An 18,734-nucleotide genomic window follows, 5' to 3' on the forward strand; every position below is an offset into this window, starting at 1 on the left:
CCATTAGCTCAGTTGGTAGAGCATCTGACTTTTAATCAGAGGGTCGAAGGTTCGAATCCTTCATGGCTCACCATTTTCGCGGAAGTAGTTCAGTGGTAGAATACAACCTTGCCAAGGTTGGGGTCGCGGGTTCGAATCCCGTCTTCCGCTTTATTACTAAGGGGCCTTAGCTCAGCTGGGAGAGCGCCTGCCTTGCACGCAGGAGGTCAGCGGTTCGATCCCGCTAGGCTCCATCTAAATAGAAAAAGCTTACATCATATGATGTAAGCTTTTTTGTGTTTAAAAAGACAACTTTTATATTTATCGTTTAAAATGAAGAAAACGTAAAAATAAGGGATGGGGGATAATTGTGAAAGTTGTTATTGCATCTGATTCATATAAAGAAAGCCTAAAAGCTATAGAAGTATGTGAAGCTATTGAAAGAGGTTTTAGAGCAATTTTTCCTAATGCAAAGTATGTGAAAATACCAATTGGAGATGGAGGAGAAGGGACGGTTGAATCGCTTGTTGATGCTACAGGGGGGAGAATTATATCAATTAGTGTGACAGGACCGCTTAGAGAAAGTGTGCAAGCTTTTTATGGCGTGTCTAAAGATAAAAAGACAGCGTTTATTGAAATGGCAGCAGCATCAGGATTACAGCACGTTCCAGTTGAAAAGCGAAACCCACTTATTACAACGACAAAAGGAACAGGAGAACTTATATTACATGCGCTAAATCAAGGGGCGGAGTACATAATTTTAGGACTTGGAGGAAGTGCTACAAATGATGGTGGGGCAGGCATGTTAGCAGCTTTAGGAGTAAGATTTATAAATGACAAGGGTGAAGTAATAGATCCATCTGGAGGTACGTTACATTCGATTGTTGCTATTGATTTTTCACAAATGGACCCACGCTTAAAGGGGGTAAAGATAGAAGCGGCATGTGATGTGGATAATCCATTAGTCGGAATGCAGGGAGTATCTTTCGTATTTGGGAGACAAAAGGGTGCAAATGTAGAGATGATGAAAGAGCTAGATGAGAATTTAAAACATTATGCGAATATCCTTAAAAGATATGTATCTTCTGATGTATCTGAAATACCTGGTGCAGGGGCAGCAGGAGGAATGGGAGCGGCTGTTATTTCAGTGCTAAAGGGAGACTTGCGAAGGGGTATTGAAATTGTATTGGATTATACAAATTTCGATAAACATATAGAAGATGCAGATCTCATTATAACTGGTGAAGGTAGAATAGATGAACAAACTGCATATGGGAAGGCTCCTGTTGGTGTTGCGGGGCGTGCGAAACGTTTTTCTGTGCCTGTAATTGCTATTGGAGGGTCTGTATCATCTGATTATTCAGCCGTGTACGAGAAAGGAATAGATGCGGTATTTAGTATTACAACGAGACCGATGACACTAGAAGAAGCATATAGAGTAGCAGAAGAAAATATTGAAATGACAACGAAGAATATTGCAACAGTATGGAAAATAGCGTCAGAAAAACACTTCTAAATGTAGGGGTGTTTTTTTATTATTATTTAATAATAGTGATTGTGATTGTTTCATTAAGTTAACTTTATACATAGAATAGTCTTGAAATTTGATTTTCAACGTGAATATAAGTGAATAATTTGTATATCCATACAGAAAAATGTCGAGTTGAGTCAGACTATATAAAAGATTTAAAATATTTAGTGAAGGCACAGAAGGGGGATACTATCTATGAAAAAAGAAATCTCAGTTATTGGAGTTCCAATGGATTTAGGGCAGATGCGTCGTGGCGTTGATATGGGACCGAGCGCAATCCGTTATGCAGGGGTAATTGAAAGAATTGAAGAAATTGGATATGACGTTAAAGATATGGGAGATATATGTATAGAGAGAGAAAAAGAGATAGATGAAAATACAAAATTAAGAAACCTTACACAAGTTGCAACTGTATGTAATGAATTAGCAAGTAAGGTGGATCATATTATAGAAGAAGGTCGTTTTCCACTTGTATTAGGTGGTGACCATAGTATTGCTATCGGTACATTAGCTGGTGTAGCAAAACATTATAAAAACTTAGGTGTTATTTGGTATGATGCACACGGTGATTTAAATACAGAGGAAACTTCACCATCTGGAAATATTCACGGTATGTCACTTGCAGCAAGTTTAGGGTATGGACATTCTTCACTTGTAGATTTATATGGAGCATATCCAAAGGTGAAAAAAGAGAATGTCGTAATTATCGGTGCGCGTGCATTGGATGAAGGAGAAAAAGATTTCATTCGCAATGAAGGTATTAAAGTGTTCTCAATGCATGAAATTGATCGTATGGGGATGACGGCTGTTATGGAAGAAACAATCGCATATTTATCTCATACTGATGGTGTACACTTATCATTAGATTTAGATGGTCTTGATCCTCATGATGCACCAGGTGTTGGGACGCCTGTAATTGGTGGTCTATCTTATCGTGAAAGCCACTTGGCGATGGAAATGTTAGCAGAAGCGGATATTATCACATCTGCTGAATTTGTTGAGGTAAATACGATTTTAGATGAGAGAAATAGAACGGCAACAACAGCAGTTGCTTTAATGGGTTCTTTATTCGGTGAAAAACTAAAATAAATGTAAGAAAAGCAACTGAGAAGTTGCTTTTTTTATTTGAAAATAGGCGTATAATAATGATTTATATTATACTGTAAGATAAAAATGTTTGACATCTTACCAATTTGAGCTAAAGGGGGTTGTTTGTAATTGTCGTTTGTTTCATGTATGGTATAATTAACTAGTTGTTGGAAATACATACAGATAGAGCATAAAACAATATTTCAATATATGGATAGAATTGCTCGTAAGTAGGAGGAAGGGATAGCATGCCTTTTGAAGATACGACCATTTTGAAATATCTTAGTACGGCATTAGATATTGCCATTGTATGGTTTATTATATATAAGCTGATTCTCATAATCCGAGGGACGAAAGCTGTTCAACTTTTAAAAGGGATTACAGTTATCATTGTCGTTAAGATGATTAGTATTTTCCTTGAATTGCATACGTTATCTTGGCTAACTGAACAAGTATTAACATGGGGATTTTTAGCCGTTATTATTATCTTTCAGCCAGAATTGCGAAGAGCACTTGAGCAGCTAGGGCGCGGGAGTTTATTTTCGCGTGTTGGACCGCATGAGGATGATGAACCTGAAATGGTTGCAACAGCGATAGCAAAAGCAACCGAATATATGGGGAAACGTAGAATAGGTGCATTAATTACTTTGTCAAAAGAGACCGGTATGGGTGATTATGTGGAAACGGGTATTCCGCTGAATGCAAACGTATCATCGGAATTACTTATTAATATTTTTATTCCAAATACACCTCTTCATGACGGAGCGGTAATTATGCAAGGAAGTACAATTAAAGCAGCAGCATGCTATCTTCCATTATCAGAAAGTCCGTTTATTTCTAAAGAATTAGGAACTAGACATCGTGCTGCAATGGGAGTTAGTGAAGTTACTGATAGTATTACAGTAGTTGTGTCTGAAGAAACTGGTCAAATTTCTTTAACGAAAAATGGTAAGTTGCATCGTGATTTGAAGACAGAACAGCTGAAGGATATGTTATTAGCTGAATTTAGTGGGAACGAAAAAACGACTTCTTCGTCTTTATGGAATTGGAGGAGAAAGCGTCATGGATAAGTTAATGGAGAATCATTGGTTTTTAAAAGGGATCTCATTACTATTGGCGTGTATGCTTTTTATGTCAGCGACGTTAACTGAGAAAAATACGACATCAGGTATATTACCTTTTGCAAATGATACGAAAGAAACATTAACTAATTATGAGATTAATCTTAAGTATGATGAGGAGAAATATATTGTAAGTGGTATTCCAGCAGAGGGCGTTAAGGTGAAGTTAGAAGGCCCAAAAGCATCAGTTGCTACAGCAAAAGCAAAAAAACAATTTGACATACCAATTGATTTGCGAGATAGTCCAAAAGGAACTTATGAGATTTCTTTAAAAACGAACGGGCTTCCAGACGATGTGAAAGGAACAGTTCAGCCATCAACAATTAAAGTTACTCTTCATGAAAAGGCGAGAAAATATGTTCATGTAGATTTGAAATTATCAAATGAGGATCAAATGCCAGCGGGGGCTACTCTCGAAAAATCAAGCATTAAACCGGATACTGTTGAGGTAGTTGGGACGAAAGAAGAAATTGAAAGCATTTCATCTGCCAAAGCGTATGTTGATTTAAAAGGTGTTAATAAAACTGTTACAAAAACGCCCGAAGTTACATTATACAATAAAGAAGGAAAACGTTTAAATGTAAGAACAAGTCCATCTAAAATTAGTGTAACGTTGAATGTGGCAACGCAAACTACAGCCAATAATACTGAAAAAACTGTTCCTGTAACGTATACGAAGAAGGGGAGTTTAGCAGAAGGATTGGCAGTTACAAATATCAGTGTCGAGCCGAGAGAAGTAACGATAGCTGGTCCAAAAGATATTTTGGATAATATACAATCGCTAGAGGGGGTCGAAGTAGATCTTAGTCAATTGACAGAGTCTACAACATTCGATGCCTCTGTTTTATTACCCAAGGGTGTAACCAGTGCAAAACCGAATCAAGTGAAGGTTTCGGTGGGAGTGCAAAAAACAAAACAAACGAAAACAAAAACAAAAACGATTGATGGCATCCCAATCCAAAAAAATGGACTTTCTAAAGATGTTACGGTTCAGCTAATTTCGCCGCAAGATGGAAAGATAAGTGTTGATATTTCAGGAGAAGCAAGTATAGTAGATAAAATAACAGCTGCCCAAATAACAGCGGTAATTAATTTGCAAAATGTATCTTCAGGGACGAAAGATATTTCTATTCAAGTGAGTGGACCTGGTAATATTTCAATAGAGCCAAAACAAAAAAGTGCTAAAGTTACTATTGTAAAGAAAGAAAAACCAGATAAAGAAGTACAGGGCAACGGTCAACAACCGGATTCAAACACCAATCAAGAAAATCAAAATGAGAAGCCAAAAAATCCTGAATCCAATCAAGAAAAAGAAACGGAACAGGAAAATAATCAAAACCAAAATCAAGATAAAGATAAAGAAACTAGTCAAGAACCAACGGTAGATAACCATAATCAAAAAGAGCAAGAAAAAGGAGCGAATCATAATGGGTAAATATTTTGGTACAGATGGAGTACGTGGAGTTGCAAATAAGGAGTTAACACCTGAATTAGCTTTCAAAATTGGGCGTTTTGGTGGTTATGTATTAACAAAAGATACAGATCGTCCAAAAGTAATTATCGGTCGTGATACACGTGTATCTGGCCATATGTTAGAAGGAGCTTTAGTAGCAGGTCTATTATCAACTGGAGCAGAAGTAATGCGCCTTGGCGTTATTTCTACACCGGGCGTTGCTTATTTAACAAAAGCACTAGATGCACAAGCAGGTGTTATGATTTCTGCATCTCATAATCCAGTACAAGATAACGGTATTAAATTCTTTGGTTCAGACGGCTTTAAATTAACAGATGAGCAAGAAGCTGAGATTGAAGCTTTATTAGACAAAGAAGTTGATGAACTACCACGTCCGACAGGTACTAATCTTGGACAAGTGAGCGATTACTTTGAAGGTGGACAAAAATATTTACAGTACATTAAACAAACTGTTGAGGAAGATTTCTCTGGCCTACATATCGCTTTAGATTGTGCACATGGTGCAACTTCTTCTCTAGCTCCATACTTATTTGCAGACCTAGAAGCTGATATTTCAACAATGGGAACTTCTCCAAACGGTATGAATATTAACGAGGGTGTAGGATCTACACATCCAGAAGGCTTAGCTGAATTGGTAAAAGAAAAAGGTGCGGATATCGGACTTGCTTTTGATGGCGATGGCGACCGTTTAATTGCTGTAGACGAAAAAGGAAACATCGTTGACGGTGATCAAATTATGTTTATTTGTGCGAAGTACATGAAAGAAACTGGTCAATTAAAACATAATACAGTTGTTTCAACTGTTATGAGTAACTTAGGTTTCTACAAAGCACTTGAAACAAACAATATTACAAGTGATAAAACAGCAGTTGGTGACCGCTATGTAATGGAAGAGATGAAACGCGGTGGTTACAACTTAGGTGGAGAACAATCTGGCCATATTATCTTACTTGATTACATTACAACTGGTGACGGAATGTTAAGTGCACTTCAACTTGTAAACATCATGAAAATGACGAAAAAACCATTATCTGAGCTTGCAGGAGAAATGACGAAATTCCCACAATTGCTAGTAAACGTTCGTGTAACAGATAAAAAATTAGCATTAGAAAATGAAAAAATTAAAGAAATTATTCGTGTTGTAGAGGAAGAAATGAACGGTGATGGCCGTATTCTTGTTCGTCCATCTGGAACAGAGCCACTTATTCGTGTAATGGCAGAAGCACCAACACAAGAAGTTTGTGATGCATATGTACATCGCATTGTAGAAGTTGTGAAAGCCGAAGTTGGCGCTGAGTAATTAGCTGAATTTATATGAAAAAGGAGCACAAAAAGTGCTCCTTTTTCATATGTTTTATAGACGATGAAAAAAATTTCATTGACGGTTTATCCATGTTTGTTATAAGATGGTCTTGTTCTTTTTCTCAAAGGAAATATTGTAAATTATAAAAGCGCCAGAACTACAAATAGTGTAGTTGACGAGGTGGGGTTTATCGAGATTTCGGCGGATGACTCCCGGTTGTTCATCACAACCGCAAACTTTTACTTAAATCATTAAGGTGACTTAGTGGACAAAGGTGAAAGTGTGATGAGAGAAGAGGAACGGATGAAAACTAGCTGTATAAGTATATACGGACTTAAACCCAATCGAGAGGAAGGTGAAAGCCGTTACAAGCTTACAGGGCTAGCAATATGTAATCCGTTTTTTTAGTATAAATAAAAATGGTATCGGACTATGTCGTTACATGTTCGCAGAGCAGTGTAAGCATTTGTAACGGCGACTAAACATGTGTGGAATCGTAGGATTTATTGGAGAGCAAGATGCAAAGGAAATTTTATTAAAAGGTTTAGAAAAGCTAGAATATCGTGGATATGATTCAGCAGGTATTGCAGTACAAGCAGAGAACGGTGTTGTTGTATACAAAGAAAAAGGCCGTATCGCAAAACTTCGTGAAATCGTAGATGAGAATGTAGCAGCAAGCGTAGGTATCGGACACACACGCTGGGCTACACACGGTGTTCCAAGTAAAGTAAACGCGCATCCGCATCAAAGTACATCAAAACGCTTTACACTAGTTCATAACGGTGTAATTGAAAACTATGAATTAGTGAAAAAGAAATATTTACAAGATGTAACGTTCGTAAGTGAAACAGATACAGAGATTATCGTACAGCTTATGGAACAACAAGTGAGCACAGGATTAAGTGTAGAAGAAGCGTTCCGTAATACGCTATCTCTTTTACATGGCTCTTATGCAATCGGATTACTTGATGCTGAAAATCCAAACATGATTTATGTTGCTAAAAACAAAAGCCCGCTATTAGTAGGTGTTGGTGACAACTTTAATGTTGTGGCGAGCGACGCTATGGCGATGTTACAAGTTACAGATCAATTTATTGAGTTAATGGATAAAGAAATCGTAATCGTAACGAAAGAAAGTATTACAATTAAAAACTTACAAGGTGAAACGATTGAACGTGCACCGTTTACAGCGGAATTAGATGCAAGTGATATTGAAAAAGGAACATACCCTCATTTCATGCTTAAAGAAATCGATGAGCAACCACTTGTAATCCGTAATATAATTCAAAAGTATCAAGATGAAAATGGCGAGATTGAATTAAATCAAGACATTCGCAATGCGATTTTAGATAGCGATCGTATTTACATCATTGCATGTGGAACGAGCTATCATGCAGGTCTTGTTGGAAAACAATTTATCGAGAAGTTTGCAAAAATGCCAGTTGAAGTGCATGTAGCAAGTGAATTCTCTTATAACATGCCATTATTAACAGAAAGACCATTCTTCATTTACATTTCACAAAGTGGTGAAACAGCTGATAGCCGTGCAGTACTTGTACAAACGAATGAAATGGGTCATAAAGCATTAACGATTACAAACGTACCTGGTTCTACGCTTTCTCGTGAAGCCGATTATACACTTCCGTTATATGCGGGACCAGAAATCGCAGTTGCATCAACGAAAGCTTACACAGCACAGCTTGCAGTACTTTCAATCTTAGCTGCGGACATTGCTAAAGCAAAAGGTGAAGTTCTTGATTTCGATTTAACACACGAATTAGGACTTGTAGCAAATGCAATGATAGAACTTTGTGATCAAAAAGAAGAAATGGATGCATTAGCAAAACAATTTTTAGCAACAACTCGTAACTGTTTCTTCATCGGACGTAGCGTAGACTTCTACGTAGGATTAGAAGGTGCGTTAAAGCTAAAAGAAATTTCTTACATCCAAGCAGAAGGATTTGCTGGAGGAGAATTAAAACACGGTACAATCGCCTTAATCGAAAACGGTACACCAGTTATCGCACTTGCTACACAAGAGCACGTAAACCTTGGAATTCGCGGCAACGTGAAAGAGGTAGTAGCACGCGGAGCTAACCCATGTATCATCTCAATGAAAGGCTTAGAAATGGAAGGAGACAGCTTTGTATTACCAGCTGTACACGAAGCACTAGCACCGCTAGTAGCAGTTATTCCATTACAACTTATCTCATACTACGCAGCACTTCACCGCGAGTGTGACGTTGATAAGCCACGTAACTTAGCTAAGTCTGTTACTGTTGAGTAGGAGATTGGTAGGTTAATAAATATAGTTGTAGCTTTAAAATAAATTTACAAATTTGCACCCCTTTAGATATTTTATCTAAAGGGGTGTTTTTGTGTCGAAAAATAACATCTAGAATTGGTAAGTGGATAGAACCCTATAGATTAAAGTTTTACTTTATTGGATTTACTTTTATTTATCTGAATTTTCCGTTACTATTTTAAGTATCCGTGAACAATTTCCTTTATTACGACAAGAAGAGACGGTAGATTCATGGACATTACAAGGGGGCTTATTATATGAAAGTGACAGCAAAAACATATTTAAGTATAGAAGAGATTATTTCATTACCGGCCGTATCAAGTGCAAACATAAGTGATGATGGCAAAAACGTAGCATTTGTTAAGAAGACGGCTGATTGGAAAGACAATACATATAGGAATCACGTATGGATATATGAAAAAGATAAGAAGCAAAGTTACCCATTATCAAATGGTGATATAGATAGTACACATCCATTATGGTCTCCAGATGCTAGGTGTATCGCATATCTTAGTCCAGTTGGTGATGGGGAAAATCAGATATTTGTTAAGTCACTAGATGATTATAGAGAGGTTCAAATTACTGATGAGAAACAAGGAGTCAGTACATTCAAATGGGGTCCTACTGGCAAGGGTCTTTATTATGTTACGCAGTCAAAAGAATGTGAGGAGATAAAGAAACGTAAGGACCTATATGGAGATTTTCAACATATAGGTAAGGAACACCAGAATAATTGTTTATATTACATTGAAATAGAAAAGGTGATACAAAGTGATACAGATGAACACGAGAACAGAGTTGTTTATCAATTAACGGATGGTAAGGATTTTCATATCCATGAATTTGATGTTTCAAATGATGGTAAAAAGGTTGTATTTATGGCGACACCAAGCTCAAATATGGAAGATTATATAAATGGAGATCTATACATACTCCATATTAAAGCTGGAGAGCTACAAAAGCTGAATGTGGATAAGTCGTTGGGAGGGAGTGTTTGCTTTTCTCCTGACGGCAGTAAAATATGTTACACAGCAAGCATAAGAGAGAAGGATTACTATAGAAACCATATACAAGATAGTACGTTAGAGATATATGATATGAATACTGGAGAGGTAATTCAGCCTCTAACAAACTTTGATAGTACGGTTATGCCATTACAGTGGACAGCTAAAGGAATTTTAATTAGATGGCAGGATAAAACGAATTATCGTATTGGATTACTAGCTGAAGATGGCACTGTGGAAATATTAAGCGACAAGGTAAATGGCTTTATAATGGATGCCTCTATAACAAAGGATGGAAATCATATAACCTATAATAAGGCTATAACAAATGAAACCTTTGAAATCTATTTAGACGATAAAAAAATAACGGATGAAAATAGCTTTTTCAAAGGGAAACTTAAAAGTAACAGGGAAATCATCTCATGGAAAAGTAGTGATGGTCTTGAAATAGAAGGTGTTTTATCAACGCCAGTAGAGTTTGACACTAATAAAAAATATCCTTTATTAGCAGTAATTCACGGTGGTCCGGCTTGGGCATCTTTTCCGATATTTTCAGACTGCTTCAATGAGAAATATCCGATTGAACAGTTTGTTGAAAAAGGCTTTATCGTTTTAGAGCCAAATTACAGAGGAAGTTCAGGTTATGGTAATGAATTTTTAAAAGCTAACTATAGAAAACAGGGGATTGCTGACTACGACGATGTTATATCAGGAGTTGATAAACTAGTTGATCAAGGGATAGTAGATAAAGATAGAGTAGGAGTTATGGGATGGAGCAACGGTGGATATGTATCAGCTTTCTGTTCTACATTTAGTAGCAGGTTTAAAGCTATTTCAGTTGGCGGTGGAATTACTAACTGGAGTACCCATTATGTAAATACAGATATACCTTACTTTATTAGAATGTATTTAGGAAATACTCCATGGAATGATCCAGAGATATATACGAAGACATCGCCTATGACGTATATTAAATCAGCTTGTACGCCTACCTTAATTCAGCATGGAGAAAAGGATGCAAGAATTCCAATTACAAATGCATATGATCTATATCAAGGATTAATGGATATGGAAGTGGATACAGAATTAATTATATTTAAAGGAATGGCATATAGTCCTAATCAGCCGGGAATGAATGTAGCTATTATGAAGCAGAATTTGATGTGGTTTTCACACTATATTCTTGGAGAAAGTATGGAGGGTTTTAGAACTTTATAATGGATGTTTGTACAAGACATAAGGCTGAAACGGTCTTCATCTTGAGATGATTTATTATAAAATATATACTTAAACTAATATCTGTACACACATCAGGGAGGACTAGTATGACAGGAAATAAAAATGACTTACAAGTAGAAAAACGTCAAGAGTTATTGAAAGTATTGCAAGCTCGTTTTGAGAAAAATATGAACCGCCATGAAGGGCTTGAATGGGCTAAGGTTGAAGCTAAGATAGAAGCTGATGCTGAAAAATTATGGTCACTTAACGAAATGGAAGTAACTGGCGGTGAGCCGGATGTTGTCGGTTATGATGAAGAAAAGGACGAATATACTTTCTATGATTGTTCAAAGGAGAGTCCTAAAGGCCGCAGAAGTCTTTGTTATGATCTTGAAGCGTTAGAATCAAGAAAAAAACATAAACCAGAAAATAATGTTATTGATGTTGCAAATGCTATGGGCATTGAACTATTAACGGAAGAACAATATCGGGAATTGCAACAACTTGGGGATTTTGACATGAAATCATCAAGTTGGGTACAAACACCTTCAGATATTCGAGAACTCGGTGGTGCTCTATTTTGCGATTATCGCTTCGGACATGTTTTCGTGTACCACAATGGAGCAGATTCCTATTACGCTGCCAGAGGTTTTCGTGGCTCGTTAAAAGTTTAAATTAGGATAAATAAGAAAAAGAGCCTATACTCAGGCTCTTTTTCTTATTTATATTTTAAAAGTAAACTGTTACTACGCAGTTTTACTTAATTTATATGTTCCGTGGTTATTTTTACGGAAAAGTTTAGGGAAAACATAGCCATCTAATCCAATACGTCCAGCGTTTTGCCCTGCAACTAAAATGAACATAGTTAAAATAAGCAGATTTGGGTTTACACTAACAGTTCCGCTTAATAAAAATGAAAGATTCATTATAATTCCGAAAAATGCAGCTGTTTTTGTTAATCCGCCTAAAATTAAACCTAGACCTACTAAAATTTCTCCCCATTGAACTAAAAAGCTAAATAGGTCTGCGTTTGGAAGAACAAAATGTTGAAGAAAATCTGCCCACCAACTTTGTACTGCAGGGTGGTCACCTGATGCTTGAGCAATAGCGCCCTTTAGAAAACCACTTGCGTCAAAAGATTGTCCGAAGACTTTGCCTATCCCAGCAGCGAGCCATGCATATCCTATGTAAAATCGTAAAAATAATAATATGAAAGCAGCACGTTTATCAGTTCTTAAAAAATTGATAATCATTGAAATCCCTCCAATATTGTATTTACAAGTTTATTATATATCCATTGTGAAAAAATTCACAATGGATAAAGTGTGAACAAAAATGGTGTTTTTATAAAATGAAAAAGGCATATAACAATCATATGTTATATGCCTTTCTATTATATGTTTAGTAATCTATTTAGGTAATGTAAATTTAACTTTTTTACCTTGTGAAATATCTTTAGCTTCTTTATTTCTCATAGGTCCTAACTCAATCTCAAAGCTTTTGTCTTTCCAAATCTTTTCATACTGCTCTTGATCTAAAATATATACTTGTAGTAACTCTCCAGATGTTCCAGTTTTAACTGCAGCGTTATAGTCGTAATTTAGTAGCATCCCTTCATTAATCGTATATTGTGTACCATCATTCACTCTCAATGTAGAGCTTATAGGAGACAGTGAAACGTCTTGAGCATCTTTGTTATCAAGCTTGAATTTTACTGTTAACAGAACAAGACCGTTTTTAAAATTTGCAAAGCGTGGAGCTTCGACAGAATTTGGTGTGAATTGAGTGAATTGGTATCCGTCTAATGTAACATTAACAGCGCCTAATTCTTGGCTGTTATTAATACTTGATTTCTCTTTTAACATTTTTTTATCGCCCATGTTATTAGCTGTAGCTTTATCTTGGTAGAAAGTATTATCTGTTGCAACTTTTTCAGCACCCTGTTTGTTTAAACTTAATGAAAAGCTTCCAGGATTTCCGATTGGAGCATCAAATTTTCCTTTATTAGCTTGTGCAGTTGGGACTGTGACTGAGACTGTTGAGAGACTTGAAATTTTCGCTAGATCATCTTTTCCGAATGGATAAGCGATATAACCAGAAATAGTTTCTCCTGCTTTTACTAAGTAATCATTCGTTGGAGCAAGTTTAGTTGGGAGCTGATCTTCTTTTGGAATTAAATCTTTATAGTTACTATATGCTTTCTGAGCGCCAGTAAATGACATGTCCAATGCTGGCATATAATAAATATCTTTAGCTGAACTATTTTTTACGCTGTAGTTCACAAGAATAACTCCGCCTTCTGTTTGACGATTAAACGGAATATCGAAGTTTGTATGGAATCCATTTAATTCAACTAATGTGTAACTATTCATTGAAACTGAAACATCTTCAGCTTTATAGACTTGTGGTTCTTTATTTTCAAAAAGAACTTTTGTTTTACCACCTGTTTCTTTTTCCATATAGGAAATCAGCTTAGAGTAGTCGCTTGATCCAGTAGCTGTATTTTCAGGCTTTTTATCTTCAGTTTTTTTATCTTCGGATTTTTTTTCAGTAGGTTTACTTTCTTTCGTTGTATCTGTTTTTTCCGTTTTGCTTTCTTTTGTTGCATTCTCTTTTTGTTCTTTATTTGTCGTATCGCTTTGACCACAGCCGGTTATTACAAAAGCTGCTACGATTACTGCAGAAAATAAAGAAAGTAATTTTTTTGACATGTTTCTTCCCCCTATTTGTTTAAAACTAAATTCTCACATTAGCCCCACATTTTATTATAAGAAGGTTAGTCAATATTTACCAGTATTTTTCTGATTATTTCCATTATTTATTATATTATAATATAATAAATTCAATAGAAGTTTGGAATGGAATATTGGTTTTTATTTTTTTATCATTTGAAATAGTACATCATATTGGTATGATAGAAACAGAGATATATGGAAAGGAGACAAGGACTCGATATGTGGATGAACTTGTAATGATTAGAAATTGGATAGATGAATTTTTCTCTCATAAGTGAGGGTTTATTTAGCTATTTGTAAATCATGCAAGGACTGCATAGTTGGCTTGTACATCCCTTTTGTAAGGACAGAGGTCTAGGTGGGGAAATTTATATCTCTTATATAAAGTATGCGTCCTTTAAACTTGGAGGAGTATATGATGAACCAATTAAAAAATAAAGTAGCAGTTGTTACAGGCGTAAGTCGTCTAGACGGTATAGGAGCAGCGATTTGTAAAGAATTAGCTGCGGCAGGATACGATATATTTTTTACGTATTGGACGGATTATGATAAAGAGATGCCTTGGGGCGTTGATAAAAATGAACAAATACAATTAAAAGAAGAGCTATTACAAAAAGGTGTTAGAGTATTGAGCATGGAGTTAGATTTAACTCGGAATGATGCACCGAAAGAGCTTTTAAATAAAGTTACTGAACAATTAGGGTACCCTCATATATTAATTAATAATGCAGCATATTCTACGAATAATGATTTCTCTACGTTGACTGCTGAAGAATTAGATAAGCATTATATAGTGAATATTCGTGCGACTACATTGCTCAGTAGTCAATTTGCCCGAGGATTTGATAAGAAATCTGGTGGTAGAATTGTTAATATTACTTCGGGGCAATTTCAAGGTCCTATGGCAGGAGAACTAGCTTATGCGACAACGAAGGGAGCTATTGATGCTCTTACTAGTACGTTGTCAGCAGAGGTAGCTCATTTAGGAATAACAGTGAATGCAATTAATCCAGGACCAACCGATACAGGATGAATGAATGAAGAGATAAAACAAGGGTTAAAGCTGATGTTTCCTTTTGGCAGAATTGGTGAGCCAAAGGATGCAGCTAGACTCATTAAATTTTTAGTAAGTGAAGAAGCTGAGTGGATTACGGGGCAAGTTATTCATTCAGAAGGTGGATTTAAAAGATAAAAAGAAGGCATCTCACTCCAGTGAGATGCCTTCTTTTTTAATCTTTCTTCAGTCTTCTTGCAACACTATTCCCTAAAGACTGTAATCCTTGAACGAGGATAATTAGAATAAAGACGGTTGCATACATTACTTCAGGTTCATAGCGTAAATGTCCGAAGCGATATGCTAAGTCCCCTAGCCCGCCAGCACCTACAAGACCAGCCATTGCTGTTGCGCCGATTAAGCCAATCGTTGCAATTGTTAATCCAAGTACAAGGGAGGGACGAGCTTCTTTCACCATGACGTGCCAAATGATTTTTATAGTAGAGACTCCCATCGCTTGGTAGGCTTCAATGACACCGCGATCTACTTCTAGTAAAGCCGTCTCCATTAAACGTGCGATATAGGGAGCTGTGAAGACGACAAGTGGTACGATCACACCTTGCACGCCAATGGATGTTCCCATTAGAAACTTTGTAAAAGGTAAGATGAAGAATAATAGAATGATAAATGGAAGAGAGCGAATGATATTAATAACTGTATTAAGAATAGGATAGATGATTTTATTTTCACGCTGCCCACCAGGTCTCGTTAAAACAAGTGTGACGCCAAGTGGCAGTGCAATAAGGAGTGAGATGAGTAATGAAATAGATGTCATTTGAAAGGTTTGAATTGTGGCTTCCCATATGACTTTACCCCATTCATCCAAAAAGGACTTGTTTCCCATAATCTGTTCTACCTCCTTCTACGATGATTCCTTGCTCTTGTAAAAATGATAAAGCACGGTGGATTTCATTTTGTTCTCCTTGCATATGAACGACTAGTTTCCCATATGCTTCATGTTTTAACTGCGTAATATTATCGGATAAAATATTCGGATACACTTGGAAACGTTTTGTGGCAACAGCTAAGGCAGGTTCACCTGAAGTAGTGCCAATAAATGAAAGTGTTACAATTTCTCCAGTATTCTGTAGTTCTTTCTGTACCTCTTCTGGAATTTTAGCTGCAAAGGCGCTATTTACAAATTTCTTCGTTGTTACATGTTGTGGGTTTGTGAAAATATCTTTCACAGTCCCGCTTTCGACTACAGATCCATGTTCCATAACGGCAACGCGGTCGCATATACGTTGGATAACGTTCATTTCGTGTGTAATGAGTAAAATCGTAATTCCAATTTCTTCGTTAATCTTTAATAACAAATCAAGAATAGAATCAGTTGTTTCTGGATCTAAAGCGCTCGTTGCTTCATCACTTAATAACACTTCAGGCTCATGTGATAGTGCACGTGCAATTGCAACGCGCTGTTTTTGACCGCCAGAAAGTTCACTTGGATAAGCATCTTTTCTATTAAAAAGATCGACAATGCGTAAATACTTTTCTACTCTTTTTTCAATTTCTTCTTTTGGAATGCCAGCAAGGCGTAAAGGTAATGCAATGTTTTCATAGATGGTAACAGTTTTAAGTAAATTGAATCCTTGAAAGATCATTCCGATTCTTTGTCTCGCTTTTGCTAGTTCTTTTGTCGATAACGTTGTTAAGTCTTGTTCGTTTACAATGATATTTCCTGTCGTTGGTTTTTCTAATAAATTTACACATCGAATCAATGTGCTTTTACCAGCGCCGCTATACCCAATGATTCCAAATACCTCGCCTTTTTCTACTTTAAGGGAAGTAGACTTAAGAGCCTCAACATTCCCTTTTTTTGTTGTAAATACTTTGGATATGTTTTTTAATACAATCATTATCGTCAGCTCCTACCAAGATGGTAAAACTGAACCATCAAATTTTTTCTCGATAAACTCTTTTACTTCTTTAGATTGATAAGCTTTCTTTAATTTATTTACAACGGCATCATCTTTATTTTCAGTACGAACAACGACCCAGTTCACATATGGTGAATCTTTTCCTTCGCGGAAAATAGAATCTTTCGCTGGACTTAATTTTGCACCTAATGCAAAGTTTGTGTTAATTGCAGCTGCTTTCACTTCACTTAGTTGCGTTGGTAATTGAGATGCCTCTAATTCGACAATCTTTAATTTTTTTGGATTTTCAATTACATCTTTTGCAGTCGCTTTTTCTGTAGCCTTTGGATCAACTCTTAAAACCCCTGCTTTTTCAAATAATTTTAAAGCTCGAAGTTCATTCGTTGGGTCATTTGGTACAGCAATTGCATCGCCCTCTTTTAAGTCTTTTACATCTTTTATATCTTTAGAATATACACCCATAGGGAATGTTACTGTTGAAAATACTTCAGCTAATTTCATATTGCGTTCAGCTTTAAATACATCTAAATACGATTTTGTTTGGTAGCTATTTACATCAAGGCTTTTTTCATCTAATGATACGTTTGGCGCTACATAATCATTAAATACTTTTATATCAATTTCGAGGCCATCTTTTGCTGCAACTTCTTTTACCTTTTCAAAAATTTGTTCATGTGGTCCACCTGTTACACCGACAGTAATCTTTTTCTCGTCTAATGCTTTTACCTCTTTATCTGAACTCACGCTACATGCGCCTAATAATAATACTGCTCCGCTTACAATGCTTAATAATACCTTTTTCATCTATAAATCCCCCTTCATATACGTTCCAAAATAAAAAGCACCTCCCAAAAATAAGAGAGGTGCCGAATAGACGAAATAGATTCCTCTCTTATCTTCCAAAACGAAAACTCGTTTTGCAGGAATTAGCACCTTAGCTTATACGTCATAAGCTCGGTTGCCGGGCATCATCGGGCCAGTCCCTCCGCCACTCTTGATAAGAGTATGTGTATGTAGTTTTGAATATGGTACTAATAGTAAATCGTACAAAAAGAATTGTCAATGATATTTTCAGAATATATTTTATTTTAAGGTAATCGAAACATTTCCTTTCTTATGGCCCATTTCTACATACGTATGGGCTTCTACAACTTCTTCTAATCGGTAAGTTCTATCAATAACAGGTTTTAGCTTTTCTGTTTCAGCTAGTTGTTTTAGTAGGTTCATATCTTCTTTACTGACCTTTGCCATCATTCCGTTCACAGATACATATTTTCCATTAGGCATTAATGCATCTGTACAAAGAGACTTGTTATATTTTCCAACTGCGTCAAATATAATATCGTAGTGATCGCCCCGCTTAGTAAAATCTTCTTTCATATAATCAATTACGTTGTCTGCCCCTAAAGCTGTTACTAAATCGAAATTTGAACTACTACAAATGGCTGTGACAGTCGCCCCGAAGTATTTAGCAAGCTGTACGGCAGCTGTCCCTACTGACCCAGAGGCGCCGTATATAAGTACTCGTTGCCCTTTTTTTATCTGTCCTTTTCTAAGGAAGTGCAATGCTGAAGTTCCGCCAAAAGGAATAACGGCAGCTTCTTCATATGTCACATTGGTAGGTTTTAATGCTATTAATCCACTTTCATGCACGCATGTGTATTCCGCATAACCACCAAGGTTTAGTTCTGTTAATGCAAAAACTGGATCTCCTTTTTTAAATTGTGTTACATCTGATCCAATGTCTTCGATTTCACCGGATAACTCTACGCCAAGTATAGGTTTTCTCGGTTTTCTGAAACCTAATATGATCCGCATAGGAATCCAAAATAAGAGGGGGCTATTAAAGCCACGTATTCTACAATCTCCAGTCGATACACTTGTTGCGTGAATTTTAACTAATACTTCATTTTTCTTAGGTTTAGGCTTTTCTATATTTTGAAGCTGGAGAACATTAGGTGGTCCATACTTTGTGCAAATAATAGCTTTCATAATGACCTCCTGAAATGAGTTGTTATTATTTACATCATATTTAAACTTT

The 18,734-nt window shown here is 36.3% G+C and carries 14 protein-coding genes, 2 tRNA genes, 2 pseudogenes and 1 riboswitch; of the genes and pseudogenes, 12 read left to right on the forward strand and 6 right to left on the reverse strand.

Annotated elements, in window-relative coordinates:
- Positions 1-78: 78 nt before the first annotated feature.
- The 11 genes and pseudogenes from ACQRBL_RS00725 (at position 79) to ACQRBL_RS00775 (ending at position 11,698) form a co-directional block, all read left to right on the forward strand.
- Positions 79-150, forward strand: a tRNA-Gly gene (locus ACQRBL_RS00725).
- A gap of 10 nt (positions 151-160) precedes the next feature.
- Positions 161-233 (forward strand) — tRNA-Ala (locus ACQRBL_RS00730).
- A gap of 116 nt (positions 234-349) precedes the next feature.
- The gene (locus tag ACQRBL_RS00735; protein WP_411996349.1) at positions 350-1,495 is read left to right on the forward strand and encodes a glycerate kinase; all 1,146 of its coding nucleotides are present in this window, start codon (positions 350-352) and stop codon (positions 1,493-1,495) included.
- Positions 1,496-1,705: 210 nt separating this feature from the next.
- Positions 1,706-2,599: an arginase gene (gene rocF / locus ACQRBL_RS00740; protein WP_000711563.1), complete on the forward strand. Its 894-nt coding sequence runs from the start codon at positions 1,706-1,708 to the stop codon at positions 2,597-2,599.
- A gap of 248 nt (positions 2,600-2,847) precedes the next feature.
- The gene (gene cdaA, locus ACQRBL_RS00745; protein ID WP_001115694.1) at positions 2,848-3,669 is read left to right on the forward strand and encodes a diadenylate cyclase CdaA; all 822 of its coding nucleotides are present in this window, start codon (positions 2,848-2,850) and stop codon (positions 3,667-3,669) included.
- Positions 3,662-5,155, forward strand: coding sequence for a CdaR family protein (locus tag ACQRBL_RS00750; RefSeq protein WP_411996348.1), 1,494 nt, complete (start codon positions 3,662-3,664; stop codon positions 5,153-5,155). Before cdaA ends, ACQRBL_RS00750 begins: the two co-directional genes overlap by 8 nt.
- On the forward strand, positions 5,148-6,494 hold the full coding sequence (gene glmM, locus ACQRBL_RS00755; protein ID WP_411996347.1) for a phosphoglucosamine mutase: 1,347 nt from the start codon (positions 5,148-5,150) through the stop codon (positions 6,492-6,494). The genes ACQRBL_RS00750 and glmM overlap by 8 nt, the downstream gene beginning before the upstream one ends.
- A gap of 288 nt (positions 6,495-6,782) precedes the next feature.
- Positions 6,783-6,969, forward strand: a pseudogene (locus tag ACQRBL_RS00760) (hypothetical protein).
- A gap of 12 nt (positions 6,970-6,981) precedes the next feature.
- A complete protein-coding gene (gene glmS, locus ACQRBL_RS00765; RefSeq protein ID WP_411996346.1) occupies positions 6,982-8,784 on the forward strand; it encodes a glutamine--fructose-6-phosphate transaminase (isomerizing) in 1,803 nt (600 codons plus the stop codon).
- A gap of 275 nt (positions 8,785-9,059) precedes the next feature.
- Positions 9,060-11,024 carry a S9 family peptidase gene (locus ACQRBL_RS00770; RefSeq protein WP_411996345.1) on the forward strand — a complete coding sequence of 655 codons (1,965 nt, stop codon included), beginning with the start codon at positions 9,060-9,062 and terminating at the stop codon, positions 11,022-11,024.
- A 107-nt stretch (positions 11,025-11,131) separates the two neighbouring features.
- Positions 11,132-11,698, forward strand: coding sequence for a DUF4256 domain-containing protein (locus ACQRBL_RS00775; RefSeq protein WP_023520829.1), 567 nt, complete (start codon positions 11,132-11,134; stop codon positions 11,696-11,698).
- 72 nt (positions 11,699-11,770) lie between these two features.
- Here ACQRBL_RS00775 and ACQRBL_RS00780 read toward each other — a convergent pair whose 3' ends face one another.
- Positions 11,771-12,277, reverse strand: coding sequence for a DoxX family membrane protein (locus tag ACQRBL_RS00780; RefSeq protein ID WP_023520830.1), 507 nt, complete (start codon positions 12,275-12,277; stop codon positions 11,771-11,773).
- Positions 12,278-12,433: 156 nt separating this feature from the next.
- Positions 12,434-13,735, reverse strand: a complete 1,302-nt coding sequence (locus ACQRBL_RS00785) for a DUF5068 domain-containing protein (protein ID WP_000038603.1) — start codon at positions 13,733-13,735, stop codon at positions 12,434-12,436.
- A 439-nt stretch (positions 13,736-14,174) separates the two neighbouring features.
- On the opposite strand from ACQRBL_RS00785, the pseudogene ACQRBL_RS00790 reads away from it, so the two are divergent.
- Positions 14,175-14,951 (forward strand): annotated as a pseudogene (locus ACQRBL_RS00790) (SDR family oxidoreductase).
- 37 nt (positions 14,952-14,988) lie between these two features.
- Here ACQRBL_RS00790 and ACQRBL_RS00795 read toward each other — a convergent pair.
- The 4 genes from ACQRBL_RS00795 to ACQRBL_RS00810 all read right to left on the reverse strand — a co-directional run bounded on the left by ACQRBL_RS00795 (position 14,989) and on the right by ACQRBL_RS00810 (position 18,685).
- Positions 14,989-15,657 (reverse strand): methionine ABC transporter permease, encoded by a 669-nt coding sequence (locus tag ACQRBL_RS00795; protein ID WP_097821675.1) that lies wholly within the window; start codon positions 15,655-15,657, stop codon positions 14,989-14,991.
- On the reverse strand, positions 15,632-16,672 hold the full coding sequence (locus tag ACQRBL_RS00800; RefSeq protein ID WP_411996344.1) for a methionine ABC transporter ATP-binding protein: 1,041 nt from the start codon (positions 16,670-16,672) through the stop codon (positions 15,632-15,634). The genes ACQRBL_RS00795 and ACQRBL_RS00800 overlap by 26 nt, the downstream gene beginning before the upstream one ends.
- 12 nt (positions 16,673-16,684) lie before the next feature.
- Positions 16,685-17,497 carry a MetQ/NlpA family ABC transporter substrate-binding protein gene (locus ACQRBL_RS00805; RefSeq protein ID WP_097920714.1) on the reverse strand — a complete coding sequence of 271 codons (813 nt, stop codon included), beginning with the start codon at positions 17,495-17,497 and terminating at the stop codon, positions 16,685-16,687.
- Positions 17,498-17,582: 85 nt separating this feature from the next.
- Positions 17,583-17,697, reverse strand: a riboswitch (SAM riboswitch).
- 79 nt (positions 17,698-17,776) lie between these two features.
- Complete coding sequence (locus tag ACQRBL_RS00810) at positions 17,777-18,685, reverse strand: NAD(P)-dependent alcohol dehydrogenase (protein ID WP_000643855.1); 909 nt, start codon at positions 18,683-18,685, stop codon at positions 17,777-17,779.
- Positions 18,686-18,734: the final 49 nt, after the last annotated feature.

The organism is Bacillus sp. AF62 (assembly GCF_050312695.1).
Classification (GTDB): domain Bacteria; phylum Bacillota; class Bacilli; order Bacillales; family Bacillaceae_G; genus Bacillus_A; species Bacillus_A cereus.